This is a genomic window from Massilia sp. 01N410, assembly GCF_056399665.1.
Window position 1 is genome coordinate 75,465 of the sequence record NZ_JBFTRV010000003.1, and the last position, 22,221, is coordinate 97,685.

A 22,221-nucleotide genomic window follows, 5' to 3' on the forward strand; every position below is an offset into this window, starting at 1 on the left:
CGGAGCGCTCAGACCGACCAGGATTCGTCGCTGGCGGACAGGGCGTCCCAGGCTTTCGCGGTGGTCAGGAAGACCTGGCCGCTGAGGCGATCCAGCAGGCTCGATTCCTTCAGCCTGTCCATCACCGGTCCCTTCACCTCGGCCAGGTGCAGGCGCACGCCGCGCCGGCCGAGTTCCGCATTCAGTTCCAGCAGGCCGAACAGCGCCGAGGTGTCGATCGCATTCACGGCCGACAGCACCAGCACCAGCTCGCGGGCGCCCGGATGCAGCGCCAGCTCTTCTTCGACCCGCGCGTGGACGGCTTCCACGTTGCCGAAGAACAGGCCGGCATCCACGCGCAGCAGCAGCACGCAGCTGCGGATTTCGACCTCGTAGCGGTCGACGTTGCGGAAATGTTCGGTGCCGGCGATGCGGCCCAGCACCGCGATATGCGGCCGGCTCTCGCGCCAGATCATCGCGCCCATCGACAGCAGCAGGCCGAGCACGACGCCGGCCTCGACGCCCAGCAGCAGCACCCCGCCGGCGGTGGTCAGCAGCGCCAGCGCGTCGGCGCGGTCGTAGCGCCAGGCGGTGCGCAGGGTCGCGGTCTCCAGCATCCCGAGCACGGCGACGATGATGGTGGCCGACAGCACCGGCAGCGGCAGCAGGGCCAGCCAGCCGGTCGGCAGTACCAGGGCGGCGCCCAACAGCGCGGCCGCGCTCACCCCGGCCAGCTGGGTGTTGGCGCCGGCCGCGAAATTGACGGCGGAACGCGACAGGCCGCCGGTGACGGGAAAGGCGCCGCTCAGGAAGCTGCCGACGTTGGCCGCGCCCAGGCCGACCAGCTCGGCGTCGGTGGACAGCTTTTCCCCCTTCCGGGCCGCCAGGGTCTGGGCGCCCGACATCGAGATCAGGAAGCACATGAAGCCGATCAGGAGGGCCGGCTGGAGCAGCGCCCGCCAGTGCGCGTTGGAGACGGCCAGGTTCAGCTGCGGCAGCCCGGCCGGCACCTGGCCGATGGTCCGCACGCCCATGCGGTCGAGCCCGAAGATGGCGACCAGGGCGATGGCGCCGGCCACCAGCGCCATCGGCGCCAGGCGCGCCCCGACATCGGCGGCGCCCGGTGCCAGGCCGCAGCGCCTCAGCAAGGCGGCGCCGTGGCGGCGCGCCAGCATCAGCAGCGCCAGGGATCCGAGGCCGAGGGCGGCGCTGGGACCGTGCCAGTGCGGCGGCGCGGCGCCCAGCAGGGGGCGGACCTGGCCGACCGCGATCACGATCGCGGAGCCGATGGTGAAACCGTTCATCACCGGACGCGAGAAGAAATTGGCGAGGAAGCCGAGCCGCAGCAGGCCGCAGGCCAGCAGCACCAGCCCGGACAGCAGGGCCAGCTGCGCGGCCAGCTCGCCGTACAGCGCGCTGCCATGGCTCGCCAGCGGCGCCAGGCTCGATGCCGTCATCAGCGCGACGATCGCCATCGGCCCCACCGATTGCGTGCTGCTGGTGCCGAACAGCGCGTACAGCAGCGGCGGTGCGATGCTGGCGTACAGGCCGACCACCGGCGGCAGTCCGGCCACCAGGGCGTAAGCCATGCCCTGCGGGATCATCATCATGGCGACGACGGCGCCCGCGCCCAGGTCGCCCGGCAGCCAGGCGCGCCGGTAGCCCTTCAACCAGCCCAGCATCTATTGCATCGCCAGTTCGACGCAGTTGCGCCCCGCCCGTTTGGCGCGCGCCATCGCGGCGTCCACCCGCCGGGACAGGGAATCGGCGCTCTCCTGCTCGCCCAGCTGGGCCACGCCCAGGCTGACGGTCACGTGGTCGCAGCCGGGAATCGCGGCCTGCTCGACCGCCTGGCGGATCTTCTCGGCCATCTTGAGGCCGTCGATGGCGCTGGTGTGGGGCGCGATCACATGGAATTCCTCGCCGCCCGATCGCACCAGCACATCGCTCGAACGCAGCACCGCGCGCACGCAGTCGGCCACCGTGCGCAGGACGACGTCGCCGACCGGATGGCCGTAGTTGTCGTTGATGGCCTTGAAGCGGTCGATGTCGAAGGACAGCAGGGCCAGCGGGGTGCGGTAGCGGCGCGCGCGCCGCACCTCGCGCTCGAGCAGTTCCTCGCCGTGGCGGCGGTTGGCGACGCCGGTCAGGGCGTCCATGGTCGACACATAGGTCAGGCGCGCCAGCAGTTGCTCGCTCTCGATGTTCATGTCGATCTGGCGCTGGCCCAGCGCGGCCATGGCGGCGCAGTCGCGCAGGGTGTCGAAGACTTCCGGCGCCAGCGCCGCGCCGTCGTCGAGCAGCAGCGACAGCGCGCCGCGCGGGGCGCCGGGACCGTCGGCCGGCACCGGAATGCCCAGCGCCTGCACCACGCCGTGCGCGCCCAGGGTCTCGGCCAGCGCCGGCTCGCCGGCCTGCTCCAGGGTGTCGAGCAGGACCAGTTCACCGCTGGCGGCGGCCAGCAGGCCGGGGAAGGCATGGCGCAGCGGCACCTGCAGCAGGCGCTCGCCACGCTGCAGCAGCGCCGCCAGGCGCAGGCCGGCGGCCGGCCCGCGGCCCGATTCGGCCTCGAGCTGCAGGTCGTTGTCGCCCCGCAGCTGGAACATGGCGGCGTGCAGTACGCCCGGCCACGCCAGCAAGGCCCGGCACAGGCGCTCGGCCAGGCTTTCTTCTTCGCCTTCCTCGAGCGCCGCCTGCACGCGGACGCGCAGCGCCAGCAGCGCACGCAAGGCGCCGGCATCGGCGGCCGGGGCGCCGCCGGCGGGCGTCTCCAGGCATGCGCGCACGACGTCCTGCAGGCGCGGCGCTTCGATCGGCGTGATCGCATACGCGGCCGGACCGGATGCGTTCAGCAGCGGCAGCCAGCGGGCGTTGGCGAAGGGGCACAGCAGCAGCACCCGGGCACCGCCGCGACGCGCCAGCAGGCCGCCCAGCGCATCGAGATCGATGCCCGGCTCGAAGCGTTCGAGGTCGACGATCAACAGGCGGGGTGCCTGTGCGGCCAGCAGCGCGAGCGCGGCCTCGGGGCTATCGGCTAGGTCCAGGCGCGCGAACAGCGGCCCGCAGGCCTGGGCGAAGTCGGCGCGGCGCGGCGCCATCGGGCTGAGGTAGATCCCGGTCCATCCTGCATCCTGCTCGGTCAGCTGCGACATCTGCACTCCTGGAAAAGCTGAAGGTATAGCGTGCTACGGGCTGAAGTTTGCCACAAAGCACCATGCGCGCCTAGCAATTGCGGCGCTGTGTGTGGAAGCGCACGGTAGCGAAGCCCACCCGGCGGGAATACTGAAGGATGACGTACTACCGAGTGCACAAGGAGATCGGCATGGCAAACCAGGATGATGTAGCGAACAAGCAGAAAGCGATTCAGAACCGCCAGGACCAGCTGGACGGCAGCATGCAGAAAGGCGATCATGGCTCGGGCGCAGGCGAAGAGAAACCCGCCCAGACCGGCATCCGGCAGCCGTCGGGCGACTTTCCGGCCCAGCACCTGGCCAAGCCCGGCCTCGAAGCCCAGATGGAACTGAAGCCGAAATTCATGGCCGAGCACTACAAGGGCAGCGGCAAGCTGGCCGGCCAGGTGGCGATCGTCACCGGCGGCGATTCCGGCATCGGCCGCGCGGTCGCGATCCTGTTCGCGCGCGAAGGCGCCGACGTCGCCATCCTCTACCTGAACGAGCACGAGGACGCCGCCGAGACCCAGCGCCACATCGAAGCCGAGGGACAGCAGTGCGTGACCGTGTCCGGCGACGTCAAGGACATGGAGTTCTGCCAGCAGGCCGTCGACCAGATCGTCGCCAAATTCGGCCGCCTGGACGTCCTGGTCAACAATGCCGCCTTCCAGGAGCATGCCGAGTCCCTGCTCGACCTGACGGAAGACCGTTTCGACGAGACCATGAAGACCAACATCTACGGCTACTTCCACATGGCCAAGGCCTGTCTGCCCTACATGAAGCGCGGCGCCGCGATCGTCAACACCGGTTCCGTCACCGGCCTGAAGGGATCGAAGAAACTGCTCGACTACTCGACCACCAAGGGCGCCATCCACGCCTTCACGATGTCGCTGGCGGCCAACCTGCTCGACAAGGGCATCCGCGTGAACGCCGTGGCCCCGGGCCCGGTGTGGACCCCGCTGAACCCGGCCGACCAGTCGCCCGAGGACATCACCAAGTTCGGCCAGCAGACCACCTTCGGCCGCCCGGCCCAGCCGGAAGAGCTGTCGCCGGCCTACGTCTACCTGGCGTCGAACGTGTGCTCGGGTTATGTGACGGGCGTGGTGCTGCCGATTACGGGTTCGGTGGGCGAGTGATCTACTAAAGGAGTGTGATCATGGCGAGGAGTATGTGGAAGGGTGCGATCAGCTTCGGTCTGGTGCACATCCCGGTCGAACTGTACCCGGCAACCAGCGACAACGGCCTGGACCTGCACATGCTCGACCGGCGCGACTTCTCGCCGATCGGCTTCAAGCGCTACAACAAGAACACCGGCAAGGAAGTCTCGTGGGACGACATCATCAAGGGCTATGAGTACGCGACCGACGAATACGTGGTGCTGTCCGACGAGGACCTGCGCCGCGCGAATCCGGAGGCCACGGGCACCATCGACATCCTGGCCTTCGTCGACGCCGAACAGGTGCCGCTGATCTACTACGAGCAGCCCTACTACCTCGCGCCCGGCAAGGGCGGCGACAAGGTCTATGCGCTGCTGCGCGAGACCCTGCGCGAAGTCGGCAAGATCGGCATCGCCAACGTCGTCATCCGCGTCAAGCAGCACCTGGCGGCGCTGGTTTGCGTGGGCGACACCATCGTCCTCAACACCCTGCGCTACCCGGACGAGATCCGCCCCACCGACGAACTGAAGATTCCCGACGAGAACTCGAAGGCGGCCCAGCTCACGGAAAAGGAACTGCAGATGGCCAAGGCGCTCGTCGAAGGAATGAGCGAGAAATGGAAGCCGCAGAAGTACCACGACACCTATCGCGAAGACGTGATGGCGATGGTGAAGAAGAAGATCGCGGCCAACCAGACCAAGACCATCACCATGCCGGAGCCGGACCAAGACAAGCCGAAGAAATCCAACGTCATCGACCTGGTCTCGCTGCTGCAGGCCAGCCTGGGCAAGAAACCGGCGCCCGCGCATGCGGACGGCGACGGCGACGACGATGACGACCCGCCGCCGCGCAAGTCGCGCAAGCCGTCCAGCGACGAGGACGAGGACAGCACCGACTCACCGCCGCCGCGCGCCCGCAAGACGGCTTCGTCCCCCACCGTGCAGGCGCGCGCCACCGCGGCCAAGAAGCCGCCTGCAAAAAAGACTGCGACGAAGACCGCCGCTTCGAAGGCGCCCGCCAAGCGCACGGCCGCTGCGTCCAAAACCGCCACGGCGGCCAAGACCCCGGCCAGGCGCAGGAAGGCGGCCTGAGTGGACTGGGATACGCTGATCGATCTCCTGCAATGGCCGGCGATGGCGGTCACCCTGGGCGCCGCGTTTTTAGTCGGTGCACGCCACGCCAGGCGGCGGATTTTCGGCTTCTATACCTTCATCGTCAGCAACCTGCTGTGGATCGTGTGGGGCGTGCACGACGAGGCCTGGGCCTTGATTGCGCTGCAGGCGGGCTTGTGCGCGATGAATGTGCGGGGGATCGTGCGGAATCATAAGGAGGCCGAAGCCGAGACCCGCAACGAATCCGGGGCCCAGCCCGCCTCATAAGGCCAGCGCCCGCGCCAGCCACGGATAGCGCGCATTGCGGCGCGCTTCGAAGGCTGCGATATCGCTCGCATGCGCCAGTGACAGCGCGATGTCGTCCTTCCCGGTAAGCAGATTCTCGCGGACGAATGGCGAGATCGCAAAGCGCTCCGCAATGCCCGCCCCGGTAACGGTCTGGGCGCGCAGGTCGACCTCGAGCAGCAAGGGCTCCGGCCCGCCGGCGGCCGCGAACAGCCGGTCCATCGCTTCCACGCCCAGCGGCACGGCCAGCAGGCCGTTCTTGTAGCAGTTCCCCATGAAGATGTCGGCAAAGCTGGCCGCGATGACCACCCGGAAGCCGGCCTGCAGCAGCGCCCAGGGTGCGTGCTCGCGCGAGCTGCCGCAGCCGAAATTACGGCGTCCCAGCAGGATGCTTGCCTGGGCGTAGCGCCGGTCGTTCAGCACGAACTCTGGATTCCTCGGCCGCGCCGCATGGTCCATGCCGGGTTCGCCGATGTCGAGGTAGCGCCAGGCGTCGAACAGATTGGGACCGAAACCGGTCCGCTCGACCGACTTCATGAACTGCTTGGGGATGATGGCGTCGGTATCGACGTCGTCGCGGTCCAGCGGCGCGGCCACACCGCGCAGTACGGTAAATGCTTGCATGACGGCTCCTCAGGCGAAAAAGGACGTGACATCGACGGGATGGCCGGCCAGGGCCGCCGCCGCCGCCATCGCGGGACTCATCAGGTGGGTGCGGCCGCCGGCGCCCTGGCGGCCTTCGAAGTTGCGGTTCGAGGTCGAGGCGCAGCGCTCACCCGGCTGGAGGCGGTCCTCGTTCATCGCCAGGCACATCGAGCAGCCCGGCTCGCGCCACTCCATGCCGGCTTCGACGAACACCCGGTCGAGGCCTTCGCGTTCGGCCTGCAGCTTGACCAGCCCGGAGCCTGGCACCACCAGCGCCTGCTTCACGCCGGCCGCCACGCGTACGCCCATCCGCAGCACGACCTGCGCCGCGGCGCGCAGGTCCTCGATCCGGCTGTTGGTGCAGGAGCCGATGAAGACCCGGTCGAAGCGCAAGCCGTTCAATGCCTGTCCCGGCTCCAGGCCCATGTAGTCGAGGGCGCGCCACATCGATGCGCGGCGTCCCGCGTCCTGTTCCTGCGCCGGATCGGGCACCTGTCCATCGATGTCGCCGGCCATCGCCGGCGAGGTTCCCCAGGTCAGGCGCGGGCGCAGGCCGCCGATCTCGAGCCGCACGCGGCGGTCGAACCGGGCATCCGGATCGCTGGCCAGGCCACGCCAGTGATCGACCGCCTGGCGCCACTCCTCGCCGCGGGGCACGCCGGGCCGGCCTTCCAGCCAGGCGATGGTGGTATCGTCGACCGCCACCAGTCCGGCGCGCGCGCCCGCCTCGATCGCCATGTTACACAGCGTCATCCGGCCTTCCATCGACAGTGCGCTCACGGCGCTGCCGCCGAACTCGATCGCCATACCATTGCCGCCGTCGGCGCCGATCTGCGCGATCACGTACAGGATCAGGTCCTTGGCCGTGCAGCCGGGTGCCAGGCTGCCCTCCAGTTCGACCAGCATGTTGCCGCTCTTTTTCATCAGCAGGGTCTGGGTCGCCAGCACGTGCTCGACTTCGGAAGTCCCGATACCGAACGCCAGCGCGGCGAAGGCCCCGTGGGTGCTGGTATGGGAATCGCCGCACACCACGGTCATGCCGGGCAGCGTGGCGCCCTGCTCGGGGCCCACCACGTGCACGATACCCTGGCGCGGATCGAGCAGGCGCAGCTGGGCGATACCGTGGGCGTCGCAGTTCGCTTCCAGGGTCTCGACCTGCATGCGCGACAGCGGATCACGGATGCCGCCGGCGCGGCCACTGGTCGGTACGTTGTGGTCGCACACGCCCAGGCTGGCGCCGGGCCGCCAGACCACCCGCCGCTCCAGCGCCAGGCCGGCGAAGGCTTGCGGGCTGGTGACTTCGTACAGCAGGTGGCGGTCGACGTAGAGCTGGGCGGTACCGTCGTCTTCGACGCGGACCACATGCTCGTCCCACAGCTTGTCGTAAAGGGTTCTGGCTGCCGTCATTTGATACTTCCTTTCAACAACATGATCAAAAATGAGCGCGCTCTATTTATTTCACATGGCGAACTCGATATACTTTCCATATGACAGACACCGACGACACCACCGCCCCCAAGCTCGGCCTGCGCGAACGCGGCAAGCTGGAAAAGCGCCGCCGCATCAAGCAGGCCGCGCGCAAGGTCTTCCTCGACAAGGGCTACGAGGATGCCACCACACGCGAGATCGCGAACGCCGCCGAGGTCGCCATTGGCACCCTGTTCGTGTATGCGAAAGACAAGCGCGACCTCCTGATGATGATCATCAACGACGATCTCGACCAGGTGAACGACGAGCTGGCAGCCCGGCGCTGGGAAGGTCCACTGATCGACCAGCTGACCGGATTTTTCGGCCGCCGTTACGCCTACTGGGCGAGCGAGCCGCGCCTGGCCCGCCCCGCTGTCCAGGAAACCTTCGACTTCCTGTCGCGCGGCACCGGCCAGGGACCGGAGACCGCCCGCTTCTACGGCCGCCGCGGACGCATCGTGGAGCTGCTCGAAACAATCATCCGCGCCAAGCAGGACGCGGGGCGCATCGGGCGCGAGCATGCCGCCGCCGACATCGCCTCGCTGTGCATGACGATCTACCTGACCGAGGTGCGGCGCTGGCTCAACGATGACGATCCTCAGCCCGAGGCCGGCGTGGAGAGGCTGCGCAAGCTGCTGGCGCTGGCGCTGTCCGGGGTGCGGCCGGCCGACGGCGAAGCCACACCCTGAGCCCGCTTAGTGCGAACCCGGCAGGCTCACCTAATGTGAGCCTGCCGCCACCTGGAGGTCGGCGCCGGCGCGGATCGCTCCCTGGCGCAGCCGCAGCAGCATGCCCGAGGCAATGCAGCCCACCAGCATCGGCATCGCGCCCCACAGGAAAATTTCCTGCAGCGGCAACTTCAACGCGATCAGGATGCCGCCCACCATCGGGCCCATGATCGAGCCGATGCGACCGATGCCCAGGGCCCAGCCCACGCCGGTCGAACGGATGAAGGTCGGGTAGGAGCTGCCGGCCAGCGCGTTCAGGCCGAACTGGGTGCCCACCACGAACAGGCCGGCGGCGAACACGATCACTTCCAGCATGGTTTCGCTACGGCTGAACATGCCGATCGAGGCGATCATCAGCGCGGCCAGGGCGAAGAAGCCGACCAGGGGCAGCAGGCTGCCGCGGTCCAGCAGGCGGCTGATGATGATGCCGCCGACAGTGCCGCCAACCTGGAACAGCGAGGTGACGATCACGGCGCGCTGCAGCGGCACGCCGGTGCTTTCGATGACGGTCGGCAGCCAGTTGGCAATGAAGTGCAGCGTCACCAGGTTGGCGATGAAGCAGATCCACAGCAGGATGGTGAAGGGCGCACGCTTTTCCTTGAACAGGTGGCCGGCCGAAAAGCCGGGCCGCTTCTCCTCGTGCAGCACCAGTTCCGTGTCCCGTGCGATACCGGCCTGCGGGAACCACGCCTGCAGGCGGCTGCGGGCGGCCGCCAGGTCGCCCTTCAGGATCTGGAAGCGCACCGACTCCGGCAGGAAGCGTGCGCACAGCGCGGCCACGACCAGCGGCGCGACGCCGCCGGCAACGAACACCGAGCTCCAGCCGAAACGCGGGATCAGGAAGGCCGCGGCGGCCCCACCCAGGGCGGCGCCGATCGTATAGCCGAGGAACATCAGCGTGACCATGGTGGCGCGCAGGCGCTTGGGGGCGTACTCCGTGTTCAGCGCGATCGCGTTCGGCACCGCACAGCCCAGGCCGACGCCGGCGAGGAAGCGCAGCGCCACCAGTTCGGTCAGGCCCGAGACCCAGGCCGTGACCAGGGTAAAGACACCGAACAGCAGCACGCCGCTCAGCACGGTGCGCTTGCGGCCCATGCGGTCGCCCAGGGTGCCGCCCTGGGTGGCGCCGATCATCATGCCGACCAGGCCGGCCGAGAAGGCCACGCCGAAGGCGGCGCGGTTCAGTCCCCAGGCCTTGATCAAGGAAGGGGCGACATAGCCGATCGCCTGCAGGTCGAAACCGTCGACGACCATGACGAGGAAGGACCAGACGATCAGGCTGACGTGCAGCCGGCTCACTCTGGCGTGGTCGAGCAGGTCGACGACGTCGACCTTTTTATGTGATGTATTCATGTACAAATCCCGATACGGCTGGAAATCAGAAGAAATGATGGATACCGATGCGGCTCACGACCTGGCGGTTGGTGGACGACGGCGCCAGGCCGTTGATCACCGCCAGGCCGTCGCTGGCGCGCTGGTAGGCCACCGCGGCATACAAGGTCGTGCGCTTCGACAGGGCAAGCATGTCGATCACGTTGAACTGGGTCCAGCGCACGCCGGCGAAGCGCGAGATGCCGGTCGAGACGCCGACGATATTGAAATTGCCGGTATCGATATCCGTGCCGAGCTCATAGTTCGTCTGGGCGGCCGAGCCCACGCGGTTTTCCAGCTCGACGCGCGAAATCATCGCGTGCGGCGTGAATCGTCCGACGGTGTAGCTCCCGGTGGCGCCCACGCTGGTCGTCTTCGACGATGCGAAGTTCGTGTAGGCGGCGCTCGGCGCCGACGGGTCGCCGTTCGAGAGCGCCTGGCCCAGCAGGCTGCGGATGCCGAGCGTGCCGCCCAGGTTGAAGCTGCGGTCGTTCGACACGGTGTACGCGAGGTTTGCCTTCAGCGGGCCGGCCGCATACTGGGCGCCTGCGCTCCAGTTGCGGTTCTTGCTGCTGTCGCCAGGATTTTCGCCGAAGCCGATCATCGCACCCAGCTTGAAACCACCCACGCTCGGGGTCTCGTAGCGGACCGCGTTATCGATCTGGAAGGTGCTGGCCTGGTTGTCCAGGTTCCCCGGATGGAAGAAGTACGAAGACCCCATGATGCCGTTGCTCTGGAAGCGCAGGTAATCGTACATGAAGTCGGGCATGTGCCCGAGAGTGAGAAGGCCGTAACTGCTGTCCAGGCCGACCACCGCGCGGCGGTTGAAGAGGGCCGTGCTTTTCTTGAGCGTGCCGTCGTCGAGATTGAATCCGCTCTCCAGCATGAACATGGCCTTCAGGCCGCCGCCCAGGTCTTCGACGCCGCGGAAGCCGAAGCGGTCCGGCGAGCGGTTGCCGCTGTCGACGCGGGTGTTGCCGCTGCCGCGCTCATTGCTGACATAGCTGATGCCGCCGTCGACGCTGCCGTAAAGTGCCACGCTGGTCTGCGCCATCGCGGACGCGGCCGGCATGCCTGCTGCGCAGGCGGCACAGGCCAGCGCGATCGTTTGCTGCTTGAACATCGAGTCTCCTCCAAAGAGGAAGGCAGCTCGGCCGGGCGCTTGCTGCGCCTCTAGTAACGGCCGCCTTCCGGGTTGTACTACGGGTCTACTGCTTACTGGATCTCCCGCGCCCGCGCGATGCTGGCGATCATCGACGAATTGAGCAGGTAGGCGCGGGCCCTGGCCGGGTCGGCGGCGGTCTGGCGCAGCTCGTCCAGGTGCTCCTTGCGGATGGCCGGATCGCGTTCTTCCAGCAGGCGCTTGTTGCGGATCGTGATCGCCTGCACGTACTCGATATTCGTCAGGCGGCGCTGGCGCACGTAGCGGTCCAGCAGGTCCTGGCTCGCGCCCTCGAACACCGCGGTCAGCTTCTCCGCCAGGTTGACGCCGTCGTGGATACCGCTGTTCAGGCCCATGCCGCCGAGCGGATTGTTGATGTGGGCGGCGTCGCCGGCGATCAGCACGCGGCCGTCGCGGAAATCGCTGGCCACGCGCTGGTGCACGCGGTACACGCTGCGGTAGGCGATCTCGTACTCGCGGTCGGGCGCCAGGAAGCCCTGGATCCGGCTTTGCACGAAGGCGTCGGACAGGATTTCTTCCTCGCTCATCTCCGGCTTCGTGGGGAAGGCGATGCGCCAGATTCCCGGCGGCCCCTTGTGCGGCTGGATGAAGATCGCGCACCACTCGTCAGGATCGGCGACGTAGGCATTGCCCGTGAAGCCCTGCTCGCGCAGGTCATAGGGCGTGGCGAACACCAGGAAGCGTTCGGGCCAGGTAAAGCCATCGAACTCGACGTTCATTCCTTTGCGCACCACACTGTGGGCGCCGTCGGTGCCGACCAGCCAGCTCGCGCGGATCTCGTCTTCGCCGTTTTCCGACTGCACCTTGACCGTGACGCCTTCGGCATCCTGGACAAAGCCGGTGCAGCGATGGCCGAACAGCAGCTTCACGTTCGGCATCGATACCAGGACGTCGGCGGCGATGCGCGACAGCTTGTGCTGTTCGCAATGCAGGCGGAAGGGATGCGGGGTGACGTCGGCCAGCAGGCCGAGGTCGAACTGGGCGACCACGCCGGTGCGGCGGTCGCGGATCTGCCATTCCGGCACCTTGATGCCCTGCTCCAGCATGGCATTGCCCAGGCCCAGGCGGTCGAGCATCTCGACGGTGGGCGGGTGGAAGGTACCGGCGCGCAGGTCTTGCGGGATCTGGCTCTCCGCTTCCAGCAGCACGACTTCGATGCCCTGGCGCGCCAGGGCCAGGGCGGTGACCAGGCCGACCGGGCCGCCGCCCGCGATGACTACGGGTTTCTTGCTCATGATTCTAGTTCCTTGATGATTCACGCCGACCGCTGCTCGCGCCACAGGCCGAGTACTTCCTGCACCGGACGGTCCGAGAAGCTGAAGATCACGGCGTCGTCCGTCCCCGCCGTGATGCGATGCTCGGCCCAGCTCGGGACCACGAACACGTCGTTCGGGCGCGCCGTGAAGCGCTGTTCGCCGATCGCGACCTCGACCTCGCCGTCGATCACGGCAAACACCGTCCCGGCCGTGCAGCGGTAAGGCGCGGTGCCGAAACCGCCCGGCAGCAACTGGATGAACGCGCCCATGGTCGGCATTGGATAGCCGCCGTCGAGCGGATTCGCGTAGCGCAGCTTGTGGCCATGGCAGGCGTCAGGCGGATTGCCGGCCGCGATCGCGCGCAGTGCCGCCAGGGTCTCGGCATACGGATACTTGAACAGCGGCGAAGACGGGCCGGGGGCCTGGTAGTCGACCGGCAGCAGGTTGCTGCCGAAGCGCGCCTTGCTCTCGCCGCCGCGGCGCGCCGGGATCGGAGCCGGCAGGTCAGCGGCATGCTCGGCGAAGCTGGCGTCGAGCATGGCTACCATCGGCACGTCCAGGCCGTCGAGCCAGACCATCGGCGCCGCGCCTTCGTTGCCGTGCTCGTGCCAGTGCCAGGCCGGGGTGATGATGAAGTCGCCGCGCTCCATGAAGGTCTTCTCGCCGTCGACCGAGGTGTAGGCGCCCTCGCCTTCGAGGATCAGGCGGATCGCCGCCTGGGTGTGGCGGTGCGGCGGCGCGATCTCGCCCGGCAGGATCATCTGCAGGCCGGCGTACAGCGAGGTGGTGGCCGCCGCCTGACCGCGCAGGCCCGGGTTCTCGAGAATCAGCACGCGGCGCACCGCTTCCTCGGCGGTGATCAGGCGGCCGGCTTCGTCCAGGTAGGGGCGGATCTTGCGGTAGTCCCAGTGCACCGGGCGGCACTGCGAGGCCGGGGTGCGGGTCACCAGGCTGTGCAACTGTTCCCACAGCGGGGCCAGGTTGTCCGGGTCGATGCGGCGGTAAAAGTCGCGGCGCGCTTCGAGGGCGCCGGCTTCGCCTGTCGTGGTGGTGTTCATGTCTCCTCCTTCGGCGCGTCTCAGGCGCGGATGGCGACGTCCATCTCGCCGATGCCTTCGATATACGCATGCATGACGTCGCCCGGCTCGATGCTGTTCACGCCTTCCGGGGTGCCGGTCATGATGATGTCGCCCGGGTACAGGGTGTAGGCGCGCGAGGCAACTTCGATCAGTTCGGCCACGCCGGTGATCAGGTCGCGGGTGTTCGCCTTCTGGCGGTGCTCGCCGTTGACGGTGATCGAGAAGTCCAGCGCGTCCGGGTCCGCCACTTCGTCGCGGGTGACCAGGTAGGGACCGAGGACCGAATAGGTGTCGGCGGATTTGCGGTAGCTGCGGTCTTCGGGACCGCGCACGGTCATGTCGAGGCCGATCGCATAGCCGGCGACGACGCTGAAGGCATCCTCGCGGCCGACGTCCTTGCACTTCCGGCCGATGATCACGGCCAGTTCGACTTCATGGTCGTTGCGGCGGCCCGGGTAGGCAATGCGCACGCCCTCGCCCGCGCCGACGATCGACGACGGCGACTTCAGGAACACACCGAACTTGGCGACCGGCGAAGCGAAGCCATCGTAATCCGGCAGGTGCACGCCGTTGTGGATGCCCTTGTCGGCTTTCGACTCGGCCACGTGCAGCTGGTAGTTCAGCGGCGCGGCGATGATCTTCGACGGGTTGGCGACGGGGCTCAGCAGCTTGACGCTGTCCAACGCCACGGGGTTGGCGCGGCCCTTCAGTTCCTGCATCTGGCCCTTCAGGCGCTCCAGATGGGCGATCAGCTGGTCGCCCGGCTCGAGCGGCCACTTCAGTGCCGGCAGCTGGGCAGCCACTTCGGTCACGTCGTACACCTGTCCGCCTTCGACCAGGCCGATGCGGTTGTCATTGAAACGGCAAATCTTCATCTCGTGCTCCTCAGGTTCTCACGGTTAACTTTGCGTCGCACTTTTTTTTGAGCGCGCTCATTTTTGAGTTAGGTCATTATTGAGCGGGACTTGAGGATTGTCAACGAGGATTTGCAGGGGCGAAAAAAAGGACCCTCGCAAGGGTCCTCATCCATCACGCGGCCGCCGCCGCGACTATTTCGGCTTGAATCCGAGCGCCTTCATCGCCTTGGTCAAGGTCGTGGCACTCTCCTCATAATCCTCCCAGGGCGAATTCCCGATCGCCAGCCGCTCCCCCACGGTCCTCACCGTCCAGTGCGCCCCCGACCTCAGGTCCATCAACTCGTCCCAGCGCACCGGCACCGAAATCCCCAGTCCCGGCCGCACGCGCGCCGACCAGGCCGACACCGTGGTCGCGCCGCGGCCGTTGCGCAGGTAGTCGATGAAGATGCGGCCGACGCGGTTTTTGGCGCCGCTCTTGTCCGAAAAGCGGTCCGGAATGGTCTTCGCCAGGTGGGTCACGATGGCGTGCGAGAAGTCCTTCACGGTGTCCCAATCGAGCCTGGGCTTGAGCGGCACCACCACGTGCAGGCCCTTGCCGCCGCTGGTTTTCAGGAAGGGATTCAGCCCAAGCTCCTGCAGGAAGGCGCGCACCAGCTGGGCCGCTTCCTGCACTTGCGCGAACGAGATGCCCTCGCCCGGGTCGAGGTCGAACACGAAGCGGTCCGGCGTGTCGTAGCGCTTCTCGACCGCGTTCTGGCTGTGGATCTCGACCACGTTCCACTGGGCGCAGGACAGGATGCCCTCGACGGTGTCGATGCGGGTCATGCGCGGGTGGTCCGGATCGAGGGACTGGTCGAGCTGGCCGACGCCGGGCATCTTGCGCGGATCGACCACGTGCTTCTGGAAGAACAGCTCGCCGCCCACACCCTCGGGCGCGCGCACCAGCGAGACCGGCCTGCCCTTCAGGTGCGGCATCATCAACTCGCCGACCAGCGCGTAGTATTCGACCAGTTCGAGCTTGGTGACGCCGCTCTCCTTGTCCATCACGCGCTCGCCGTGGGTGACCTTGAATTTGGCCGGCAGGCTGCTGTCCGCCGGTTCGGCCTTGTCTGCCCTGGCTTCCGCTTTCGCTTTCGGTGCCGCTTTCACGGCCGCACGCGTGCGAGGGGCCGGTTTCGCGGTCTCCTGCACATGTCTGGCCTGCTCGCGCACGACGCTCCCGGCCGGCTTGTCCTTGCGCAGACCCTGGAACACCGGGTGGCGGATCGAATTCGTCGCCGTCCACTCCGAAAAACTGACCTCGGCCACCAGGGTCGGCTTGACCCAGTGGTTGCCGCGGCCGGGGACGGCGCGCGGCGGGAAGGGATTCTCGTCGCTGGCGATGGTTTCCAGGGTCTCGCGCATATGGCGCAGCGAGGCGCCGTTGAAGCCGCTGCCGCAGTTGCCGGCGTAGCGCAGCACGCCTTTCTCGTCATAGTAGCCGAGCAGCAGCGAGCCGATGCCGGTGCGGGCGCCCTGCGGGTCGGTATAGCCGCCGATCACGAATTCCTGGCGCATCCCGCATTTCAGCTTGATCCATTCCGGCGAGCGCCGGTTCACGTAGCGCGAGTCGCGCCGCTTGCCGATCACGCCTTCGAGGCCGATCTGGCAGGCGGCCACCACCAGCTGGCTGGGGTCGGTGCCGAATTCGCTGGAGAAGCGCACGCTGTCGGACGCCTTCGCGGCCAGCACGTCCTGCAGCAGCGGGCGGCGCTGGTCGAGCCTCACCTCGCGCAGGTCGTAGCCCTTGAAGTAAGGGATGTCGAAGATGAAGTAGACGATCTGGGCGCGGTTCGAGCCGTCGAAGGCCAGCTGCAGCAGGTTGAAGTTCGGCTTGCCGTTCTCGTCGTGGACCACGATCTCGCCGTCGTACCAGCCGTCCGGCAGCTTCATGCGCTTGATCTCGTCGCGCAGCGGCCGCAGCTTGTCGGTCCAGTCCTTGCCGTTGCGGGTGACGAGGCGAATGTCCTTGCCCTTGTCGGCGACGCGGGTCAGCATGCGGTAGCCGTCGAACTTGATCTCGAAGATCCATTCCTCGGGCCGTTCGGGCGGGCCGTCGACCAGGGTCGCCAGTTCGGCATTCAGGGTTTCCGGCAGCTCGGCCTTGACCGCGCCCTCGGGCATGGCGCCGCGCCGCGTGGTCTTTGCCGGCTTCTTCGACGGCCTGGCCTCGGCCTTCAAGGCCACCAGCTTGGCGCGCGCCGCTTCCCGGTCTTCGGGCGAGCCCGGCATCGGCAGGTCCTTGACGCTGTCCGGCATCTCGTCGACCACCGAGAACTCGGACGCCGGCCGCATGTACTCGTCGTTTTCCTTGATCAGCAGCCAGGGCTCCTGCTTGTCTTCCTCATGGCCGCGCAGGCGCACCAGCACCCAGCGTCCGTGCATCTTGTGGCCATGCATCTCGAACTTGATCTCGCCCTTGGCATAGCCCTTGCGCGGGTCGCCGACCGGCTCCCAGGTGCCTTTGTCCCAGACGATGACCTCGCCCGCGCCATATTGCTTGGGCGGGATCGTGCCTTCGAAATCGGAATAGGAGATCGGATGGTCCTCGACGTGCACGGCCATGCGCTTGTCGTGGCTGTCGTAGCTGGGGCCCTTGGGCACGGCCCAGCTCTTCATGGTGCCGTCGAGCTCGAGACGGAAATCGTAGTGCAGCCTGGAGGCCCAGTGTTTCTGGATCACGAAGGTGAGCGCGCCGGTGCTGGCGTCGCCCCCTTCCGCGGGTTCCGACGTGATCGAAAAATTCCGCTTGGCCTTGTATTCCTTGAGTGCGTCGGGCATGGCATCACCTGTACATCAGCAGCAATATTGCTCAATATACTGCGATGCCACGGGCATGACTGTACGGCAGCTAACCGTCACTGCCGACGCTCATTTGAGCACTTATTTCCGCTCAGATGCGCTCTGATCGCGGGCCGCACGGAACTCCGAGTCTTTCGACCAGTTCGGCCAGGCGTTCGAATCGGCCAGTTCGCGGCCCACCGCGTACAGGATGCCGAGGTCGCGCGCCATCCCCTCGAAGGTCCACTCCGGACGCCATTCGTCGGACGGCTGGTGGTAGTTCTCCTTGACGTAGCGCTCGGCCTCCTTCTTGCCGGCCGCAAGCCCGCCCTGCTCCCAATGCTCGCCCGATCCGAAGGAGATCGCCGGCACGCCGCGCTTGGCGAAGGGGAAGTGGTCGGAGCGGAAGAAGTGGCCGGCTTCCGGCTTCGGATCCGGCGAGTAGCTCAGGCCGGCCAGCCTGGCCTTGGCCTTCAGGCGGTCCAGCAGATCCAGCTTCGCGCTGCCCGAAATCGTGAAGTCCTTGGCCTTGCCGTGCGGGTCGAGGGCGTCCATATTGATCACGCCGACCGTCTTCGCCAGCGGATACACCGGGTTCGAGGCATAGTATTCGGAGCCCAGCAGGCCCTTCTCTTCGGCCGTCACCGCCAGGAACACCACGCTGCGCTGGGGCGCCGGCGCGGCGGCGTACACGCGCGCCAGTTCCAGCAGGGCCGCGATGCCGGTCGCGTTGTCGACCGCGCCGTTGTAGATCCTGTCGCCCTTGGCGTCCGGCAGGCCGATGCCGAGATGGTCCCAGTGACCGCTGTAGATCACGACCTGGTCCGGATGCCGGCTGCCTTCGCGCAGCGCGACCACGTTCTTCGACGTGATCACCTGGGCGTCGACGGCGTACTTGCCCGACATCGAGACGCCGGTCAGCTCGACCGGCCTGAAGCTGCGCGAGGCGGCCGACTTCTTCAGCTTGTCGAAGTCCAGGCCGGCGCGCTTGAACAGGTCGACGGCCAGGTCGCGCTGGATCCAGGCCTCGACCGGCGCATGCGATTCGCGCGGGTTCTTGCGCACCACGTCGTACATGACGTTGGTATTGGAGTTTTTCACCGTCGCCCAGCCATAGGAAGCCGGCGCGGTCTCGTGGACAATGATGGTGCCGAGGGCGCCGCGGCGCGCCATCTCTTCGAACTTGTAGGTCCAGCGGCCGTAATAGGTCATGGCCTTGCCGCCGAAATCGCCGCGGCCCGCCTCGAAGTCCGGATCGTTGATCAGCACCACGGCCAGCTTGCCCTTCATGTCCTGGCCCTTGAAGTCGTCCCATTTGCGCTCCGGCGCGGTCACGCCGTAGCCGACGAAGACCAGCGGCGCATCCCTGAATTCCACGCCTTTGGCGCCCGTCATCGAGGCGCGCACGGCGATCTGCTCGCCTTGGGTGAGGGTTTCTTCTTTCCCGCCGCCCTTGACGCTGACCTCGACCGGGCCCTTGATCTCGAAGCGGCCCAGCGGCACGTCCTGGGTCCAGCCGCGCTTGCCGTCAATGGCGTCGCCGCCCGGCTTCAGGCCGGCCGCCTCGAACTGGTTGATGAGGTAGGCGACGGTCTTGGCTTCGCCCGGCGTGTTCGGGCCGCGGCCTTCGAACTCGTCCGAGGACAGCACCTTGACGTCGTGCGACAGGTGGGAGGCTTCGATCTGCACGGCCTGGCCGGCGGGCACCGCCGGCTTTACAGCGGCGTTCACGGCCGGGGCGGCATGCGCGGACGCGGCCAGCGCGGCCGCGGATAGGATGGCGATGGAGGTGGTGGTCTTCACGGTCTCGTTGGTTTTCTTGGTTGGTGGAAATGCCGGATGAGTATCCTTTGAATAATTTGCAATGTCAAACAGGCATCAATCGTGCGCATCGCATATAGTCGAGCTTCCTTCAGCATCGATTCGAGAGCTCATGTGAAACCTTCCGCCCTGCTCCTGCCCTGCGCCGTCTTCGCCGCCCTCGCGCTGGCCCTGCCCGCCGCCCTGGCCCAATCCACCGCGCCGGTGTCGGCCACGGCCGCTCAAGACCCGGTCGCCCGCCTGGTCGGCCAGCTCGACCTCGAACGCTACAAGGAGACCATTCGCGGCCTGGCCCGCTTCGGCGACCGCAAACAGGGCACCGAACGCAACCGCAAGGCGATTGACTGGATCGAGGCCCAGCTGAAGTCCTACGGCTGCGCCACCGAGCGCATCCGTTATGACTATGTGCCGCCGGCGCCGCGTCCGCCCGGCAGCCCGCGTCCGGCGGCAGCGGGAGGCGGCCGCGGCAGCCCGGCCGGCCAGGGTGGCAGCACCCTGTTCGGCACCCGCGCGCCCACCGGCGTCAATCAGGATCCGATGGCCCAGCCCGACGAGCGCCTCCGCGCCCTCAACGCCGAGCAGCCGGATCCGAAGGGCGGCCCGCGCGAAGAGGTGGTTTGCACCAAGGTCGGCAGCAGCCGTCCCGACGAGATGTATATCGTGGCCGCCCACATGGATGGCCTCGGCTTCGGCGAAGCGGCCAACGACGACGCCTCCGGCACGGCCCTGGTGATGGAACTGGCGCGGATCCTCAATGCGCCCGGCGTCACTACCGAGCGCAGCATCCGCTTCGCGCTGTGGAACAACGAGGAGACCGGCCTGAACGGCGCCTCCGCCTATGTGGCCCAGCGCAAGGATTTGCAGGGGATCGAATCGCCCAAGGGCTCGGGCCGCTATCCGGAACCGCGCTGGCTGGGCATGATCCAGCACGACATGATGATGTTCGACCACGGCATGCCGGTCGCGCGCACGGATGCGAACGGCAAGACGGTCACGGCGCCGCCGCCGGAGCAGCGCCGCGAAGCCGACGTCAACATCGAGTTCCAGGCGAACTCGCGCCAGGCCGAAGGCTCGCAGAAGCTGGCCTGGGCCTTCCGCGCCGCGAACGAGCAATACGCCACCGACTATCCGGCCGCCGTCGGTCCGCACATGACGAATACGGACTCGACCCCGTTCATGGACCTGGTGCCGTCGATCTCGCTGCGCGAGAACGAGCGCGGCCAGCAGATCGGCGCCGGCTGGAATCCGCACTGGCACCAGCCGACCGACCTGGTGTCGACCTTCAGCGACAAGGACTTCCTGCTGGGCCTCAATGCGGCCCAGACCACGCTGGCGGCGATTGCCCGGCTGGCCGGCGCCCAGGAAAAGAAATGATAGCTATTTGTAAGAACATGTAAAAACGCGTCAACTGGCCGGCGGCTGGCCGCGTTGAGGGATCAGTAGCACCCGGGAATGTCCCAAAAATTTCGAAGACAACACTGAAGGAAACATCGCCATGAGCAAAATCGTCGCTACCCTGATCGCCGGTCTGTTCGCCACCTCGGCATTTGCCGCCCAGTCGACCGCTATGTCGCCGGCGCCGGCAAGCACCCATGCCGCCAAGGCCGATGCAAAAGCCGACAAGAATGTCGCCAAAGCGGAAGCCAAGGAAGAGAAAGCGGCAGCCAAGGCAGACGCCAAGGTAGAGAAGAAAGCAGCCGAGGCCAATTCCGACGTCGCCGTCGCCAAGGCCGACGCCGCCAAGACCAAGGCAAAAGCACACAAGAAGGCCGCAAAGGCCAAAGCGGAGGCCGCTGCCGACAAGGCTGCCGCTCACGCAGACCAGAAAGCCGACACGGCAGCAGCACACTAAGCCAAGCGGCTCAAGCCCCATCGCTTCGAAAGACAGGGTGCCTACCCTGTCTTTTTTTCGTCTCCGCACTACAATGGCGGTTCCTCCGACTGGGATTCCGCCATGCACAAGATCGTCTTCCTTGACCGCGACAGCCTGATCGCCGACGTCCGTCCGCCCGCCTTCGAACATGCCTGGCAGGACTATCGGGCCACCGCCCAGCAGGACGTCGTCGAACGCCTGCGCGGCGCCACGGTCGCGATCATCAACAAGGTGCCGATCCGCGCGGAGGCGATCGCCCAGTTGCCGGACCTGAAACTGGTGGCCGTGGCCGCGACCGGGACCGACAACGTCGACCTGGCCGCCTGCCGCGAGCGCGGCATCGCGGTCTGCAATATCCGGAATTACTCGGTGGTGTCGGTGCCGGAGCACTGCTTCGCCCTGATGCTGGCGGTGCGGCGCAACCTGCTGGCCTATGCCGCCGACGTCGCCGCCGGGCGCTGGGAAAGCTCGACGCGCTTCTGCCTGCTCGACCACCCGATCGGCGACCTCGCCGGCAGCCGTCTCGGCATCGTCGGCTATGGCGCGCTGGGCCGCCGCGTGGCGCAGATCGGCCGCGCCTTCGGCATGGAGATCGCGGTGGCGTCGCGCTCACCGGTCGGCGACGGCGACGTGGTGCAGCTGCCGCTGTCCGAGCTGCTGTCCACCAGCGACGTGATCAGCCTGCACCTGCCGCTGACCGGGCAGACCCGCCACATGATCGGCGCGGCCGAGCTGGCGTCGATGAAGAAGAACGCCATCCTGATCAACACCGCGCGCGGCGGCCTGGTGGACGAAGCCGCGCTGGCCGAGGCACTCAGGAACGGCGTCATCGCCGGCGCCGGCTTCGACGTGCTGAGCAAGGAACCGCCGGTGCCGGACAACCCGCTTCTGAAACTGAACCTGCCGAACTTCGTGCTGACCCCGCACGTGGCCTGGGCCAGCGGCGGCGCCATGCAGACCCTCGCCGACATGCTGGTCGATAACATCGACGCCTGGGCGGCCGGCACGCCCACGAACCTCGTATGACCGCGCCATGAGTACCACCGACGCCATCACCCCGTCGACCATCGTCCAGCTGGTCGACACCTTTTACGCCCGCGTCCGCGAAGACGCCGTGCTGGGCCCCGTCTTCGAAGAGAAGCTGGCCGGCCACTGGCACGAGCACATGCCGCGCATGGTTGCCTTCTGGACCAAGGTCCTGCTCGATACCGGCGAATTCCAGGGCAATGTCTTCGGCAAGCACATGGCCCTGAGCGGCATCGGCCGAGAACACTTCGTCCGCTGGCTCACCCTGTTCAGGATGACCGCGATCGAAGTGTTCGGCACCGAGGACTCCGCCGAGGCGGTGGTCGTGGCCAACCGCATCGCCAGCAGCCTGCAGCTGGGTTTCTTCGGCGAGATCCAGGTCCAGGTCTGAA

Annotated in this window: 19 protein-coding genes; 8 read left to right on the top strand and 11 right to left on the bottom strand. The window is 67.2% G+C overall.

What is annotated here, in order from left to right:
* Positions 1–8 precede the first annotated feature (8 nt).
* Together AC1DOP_RS05265 and AC1DOP_RS05270 are read right to left on the bottom strand one after the other, a co-directional pair.
* A complete protein-coding gene (locus tag AC1DOP_RS05265; RefSeq protein ID WP_477250197.1) occupies positions 9–1,661 on the bottom strand; it encodes a SulP family inorganic anion transporter in 1,653 nt (550 codons plus the stop codon).
* Complete coding sequence (locus AC1DOP_RS05270) at positions 1,662–3,131, bottom strand: GGDEF domain-containing protein (protein ID WP_477250199.1); 1,470 nt, start codon at positions 3,129–3,131, stop codon at positions 1,662–1,664. It lies immediately after the preceding gene.
* Between the two features lie 170 nt (positions 3,132–3,301).
* On the opposite strand from AC1DOP_RS05270, the gene AC1DOP_RS05275 reads away from it, so the two are divergent.
* Genes AC1DOP_RS05275 through AC1DOP_RS05285 form a run of 3 tightly spaced genes read left to right on the top strand, consistent with a single transcriptional unit; the run spans position 3,302 to position 5,685 of the window.
* Entirely contained in the window at positions 3,302–4,285 is a 984-nt protein-coding gene (locus AC1DOP_RS05275) for an SDR family oxidoreductase (RefSeq protein ID WP_477250201.1), read from the top strand.
* A 20-nt stretch (positions 4,286–4,305) separates the two neighbouring features.
* Entirely contained in the window at positions 4,306–5,397 is a 1,092-nt protein-coding gene (gene ku, locus AC1DOP_RS05280; RefSeq protein ID WP_477250203.1) for a non-homologous end joining protein Ku, read from the top strand.
* Positions 5,398–5,685 (top strand): hypothetical protein, encoded by a 288-nt coding sequence (locus tag AC1DOP_RS05285; RefSeq protein WP_441933439.1) that lies wholly within the window; start codon positions 5,398–5,400, stop codon positions 5,683–5,685.
* Here the strand turns inward: AC1DOP_RS05285 and leuD are convergent.
* Both leuD and leuC read right to left on the bottom strand, forming a co-directional pair.
* Positions 5,680–6,327 (bottom strand): 3-isopropylmalate dehydratase small subunit, encoded by a 648-nt coding sequence (leuD, locus tag AC1DOP_RS05290; RefSeq protein WP_477250206.1) that lies wholly within the window; start codon positions 6,325–6,327, stop codon positions 5,680–5,682. The two genes, AC1DOP_RS05285 and leuD, sit on opposite strands and share 6 nt — an antisense overlap.
* Positions 6,328–6,336: 9 nt before the next feature.
* A complete protein-coding gene (gene leuC / locus AC1DOP_RS05295; protein WP_477250208.1) occupies positions 6,337–7,755 on the bottom strand; it encodes a 3-isopropylmalate dehydratase large subunit in 1,419 nt (472 codons plus the stop codon).
* Positions 7,756–7,835: 80 nt separating this feature from the next.
* Here leuC and AC1DOP_RS05300 point away from each other — a divergent pair, with 80 nt between their 5' ends.
* On the top strand, positions 7,836–8,504 hold the full coding sequence (locus AC1DOP_RS05300; protein WP_477250210.1) for a TetR/AcrR family transcriptional regulator: 669 nt from the start codon (positions 7,836–7,838) through the stop codon (positions 8,502–8,504).
* Between the two features lie 30 nt (positions 8,505–8,534).
* On the opposite strand, the gene AC1DOP_RS05305 is transcribed toward AC1DOP_RS05300, so the two are convergent.
* The 7 genes from AC1DOP_RS05305 to AC1DOP_RS05335 form a co-directional block, all read right to left on the bottom strand.
* The gene (locus tag AC1DOP_RS05305; RefSeq protein WP_477250212.1) at positions 8,535–9,896 is read right to left on the bottom strand and encodes an MFS transporter; all 1,362 of its coding nucleotides are present in this window, start codon (positions 9,894–9,896) and stop codon (positions 8,535–8,537) included.
* A 25-nt stretch (positions 9,897–9,921) separates the two neighbouring features.
* On the bottom strand, positions 9,922–11,037 hold the full coding sequence (locus AC1DOP_RS05310; RefSeq protein WP_477250214.1) for a porin: 1,116 nt from the start codon (positions 11,035–11,037) through the stop codon (positions 9,922–9,924).
* A 92-nt stretch (positions 11,038–11,129) separates the two neighbouring features.
* On the bottom strand, positions 11,130–12,332 hold the full coding sequence (locus tag AC1DOP_RS05315) for an FAD-dependent oxidoreductase (protein ID WP_477250216.1): 1,203 nt from the start codon (positions 12,330–12,332) through the stop codon (positions 11,130–11,132).
* A gap of 20 nt (positions 12,333–12,352) precedes the next feature.
* Positions 12,353–13,411 carry a gentisate 1,2-dioxygenase gene (gene gtdA, locus AC1DOP_RS05320; RefSeq protein ID WP_477250218.1) on the bottom strand — a complete coding sequence of 353 codons (1,059 nt, stop codon included), beginning with the start codon at positions 13,409–13,411 and terminating at the stop codon, positions 12,353–12,355.
* Between the two features lie 20 nt (positions 13,412–13,431).
* Positions 13,432–14,307: a fumarylacetoacetate hydrolase family protein gene (locus AC1DOP_RS05325; RefSeq protein ID WP_477250220.1), complete on the bottom strand. Its 876-nt coding sequence runs from the start codon at positions 14,305–14,307 to the stop codon at positions 13,432–13,434.
* Between the two features lie 174 nt (positions 14,308–14,481).
* Entirely contained in the window at positions 14,482–17,109 is a 2,628-nt protein-coding gene (gene ligD, locus AC1DOP_RS05330) for a DNA ligase D (RefSeq protein WP_477250222.1), read from the bottom strand.
* A gap of 102 nt (positions 17,110–17,211) precedes the next feature.
* The gene (locus AC1DOP_RS05335) at positions 17,212–18,912 is read right to left on the bottom strand and encodes a M28 family metallopeptidase (RefSeq protein WP_477250224.1); all 1,701 of its coding nucleotides are present in this window, start codon (positions 18,910–18,912) and stop codon (positions 17,212–17,214) included.
* 132 nt (positions 18,913–19,044) lie between these two features.
* Between AC1DOP_RS05335 and AC1DOP_RS05340 the strand changes: the two genes are divergently transcribed.
* The 4 genes from AC1DOP_RS05340 to AC1DOP_RS05355 all read left to right on the top strand — a co-directional run bounded on the left by AC1DOP_RS05340 (position 19,045) and on the right by AC1DOP_RS05355 (position 22,220).
* Entirely contained in the window at positions 19,045–20,304 is a 1,260-nt protein-coding gene (locus tag AC1DOP_RS05340; protein WP_477250226.1) for a M28 family peptidase, read from the top strand.
* Between the two features lie 121 nt (positions 20,305–20,425).
* On the top strand, positions 20,426–20,782 hold the full coding sequence (locus tag AC1DOP_RS05345) for a hypothetical protein (protein ID WP_441933462.1): 357 nt from the start codon (positions 20,426–20,428) through the stop codon (positions 20,780–20,782).
* A gap of 102 nt (positions 20,783–20,884) precedes the next feature.
* Complete coding sequence (locus AC1DOP_RS05350) at positions 20,885–21,829, top strand: D-2-hydroxyacid dehydrogenase (protein ID WP_477250228.1); 945 nt, start codon at positions 20,885–20,887, stop codon at positions 21,827–21,829.
* Between the two features lie 7 nt (positions 21,830–21,836).
* Positions 21,837–22,220: a group III truncated hemoglobin gene (locus tag AC1DOP_RS05355; protein ID WP_441933466.1), complete on the top strand. Its 384-nt coding sequence runs from the start codon at positions 21,837–21,839 to the stop codon at positions 22,218–22,220.
* The last annotated feature ends 1 nt before the right edge of the window (position 22,221 follow it).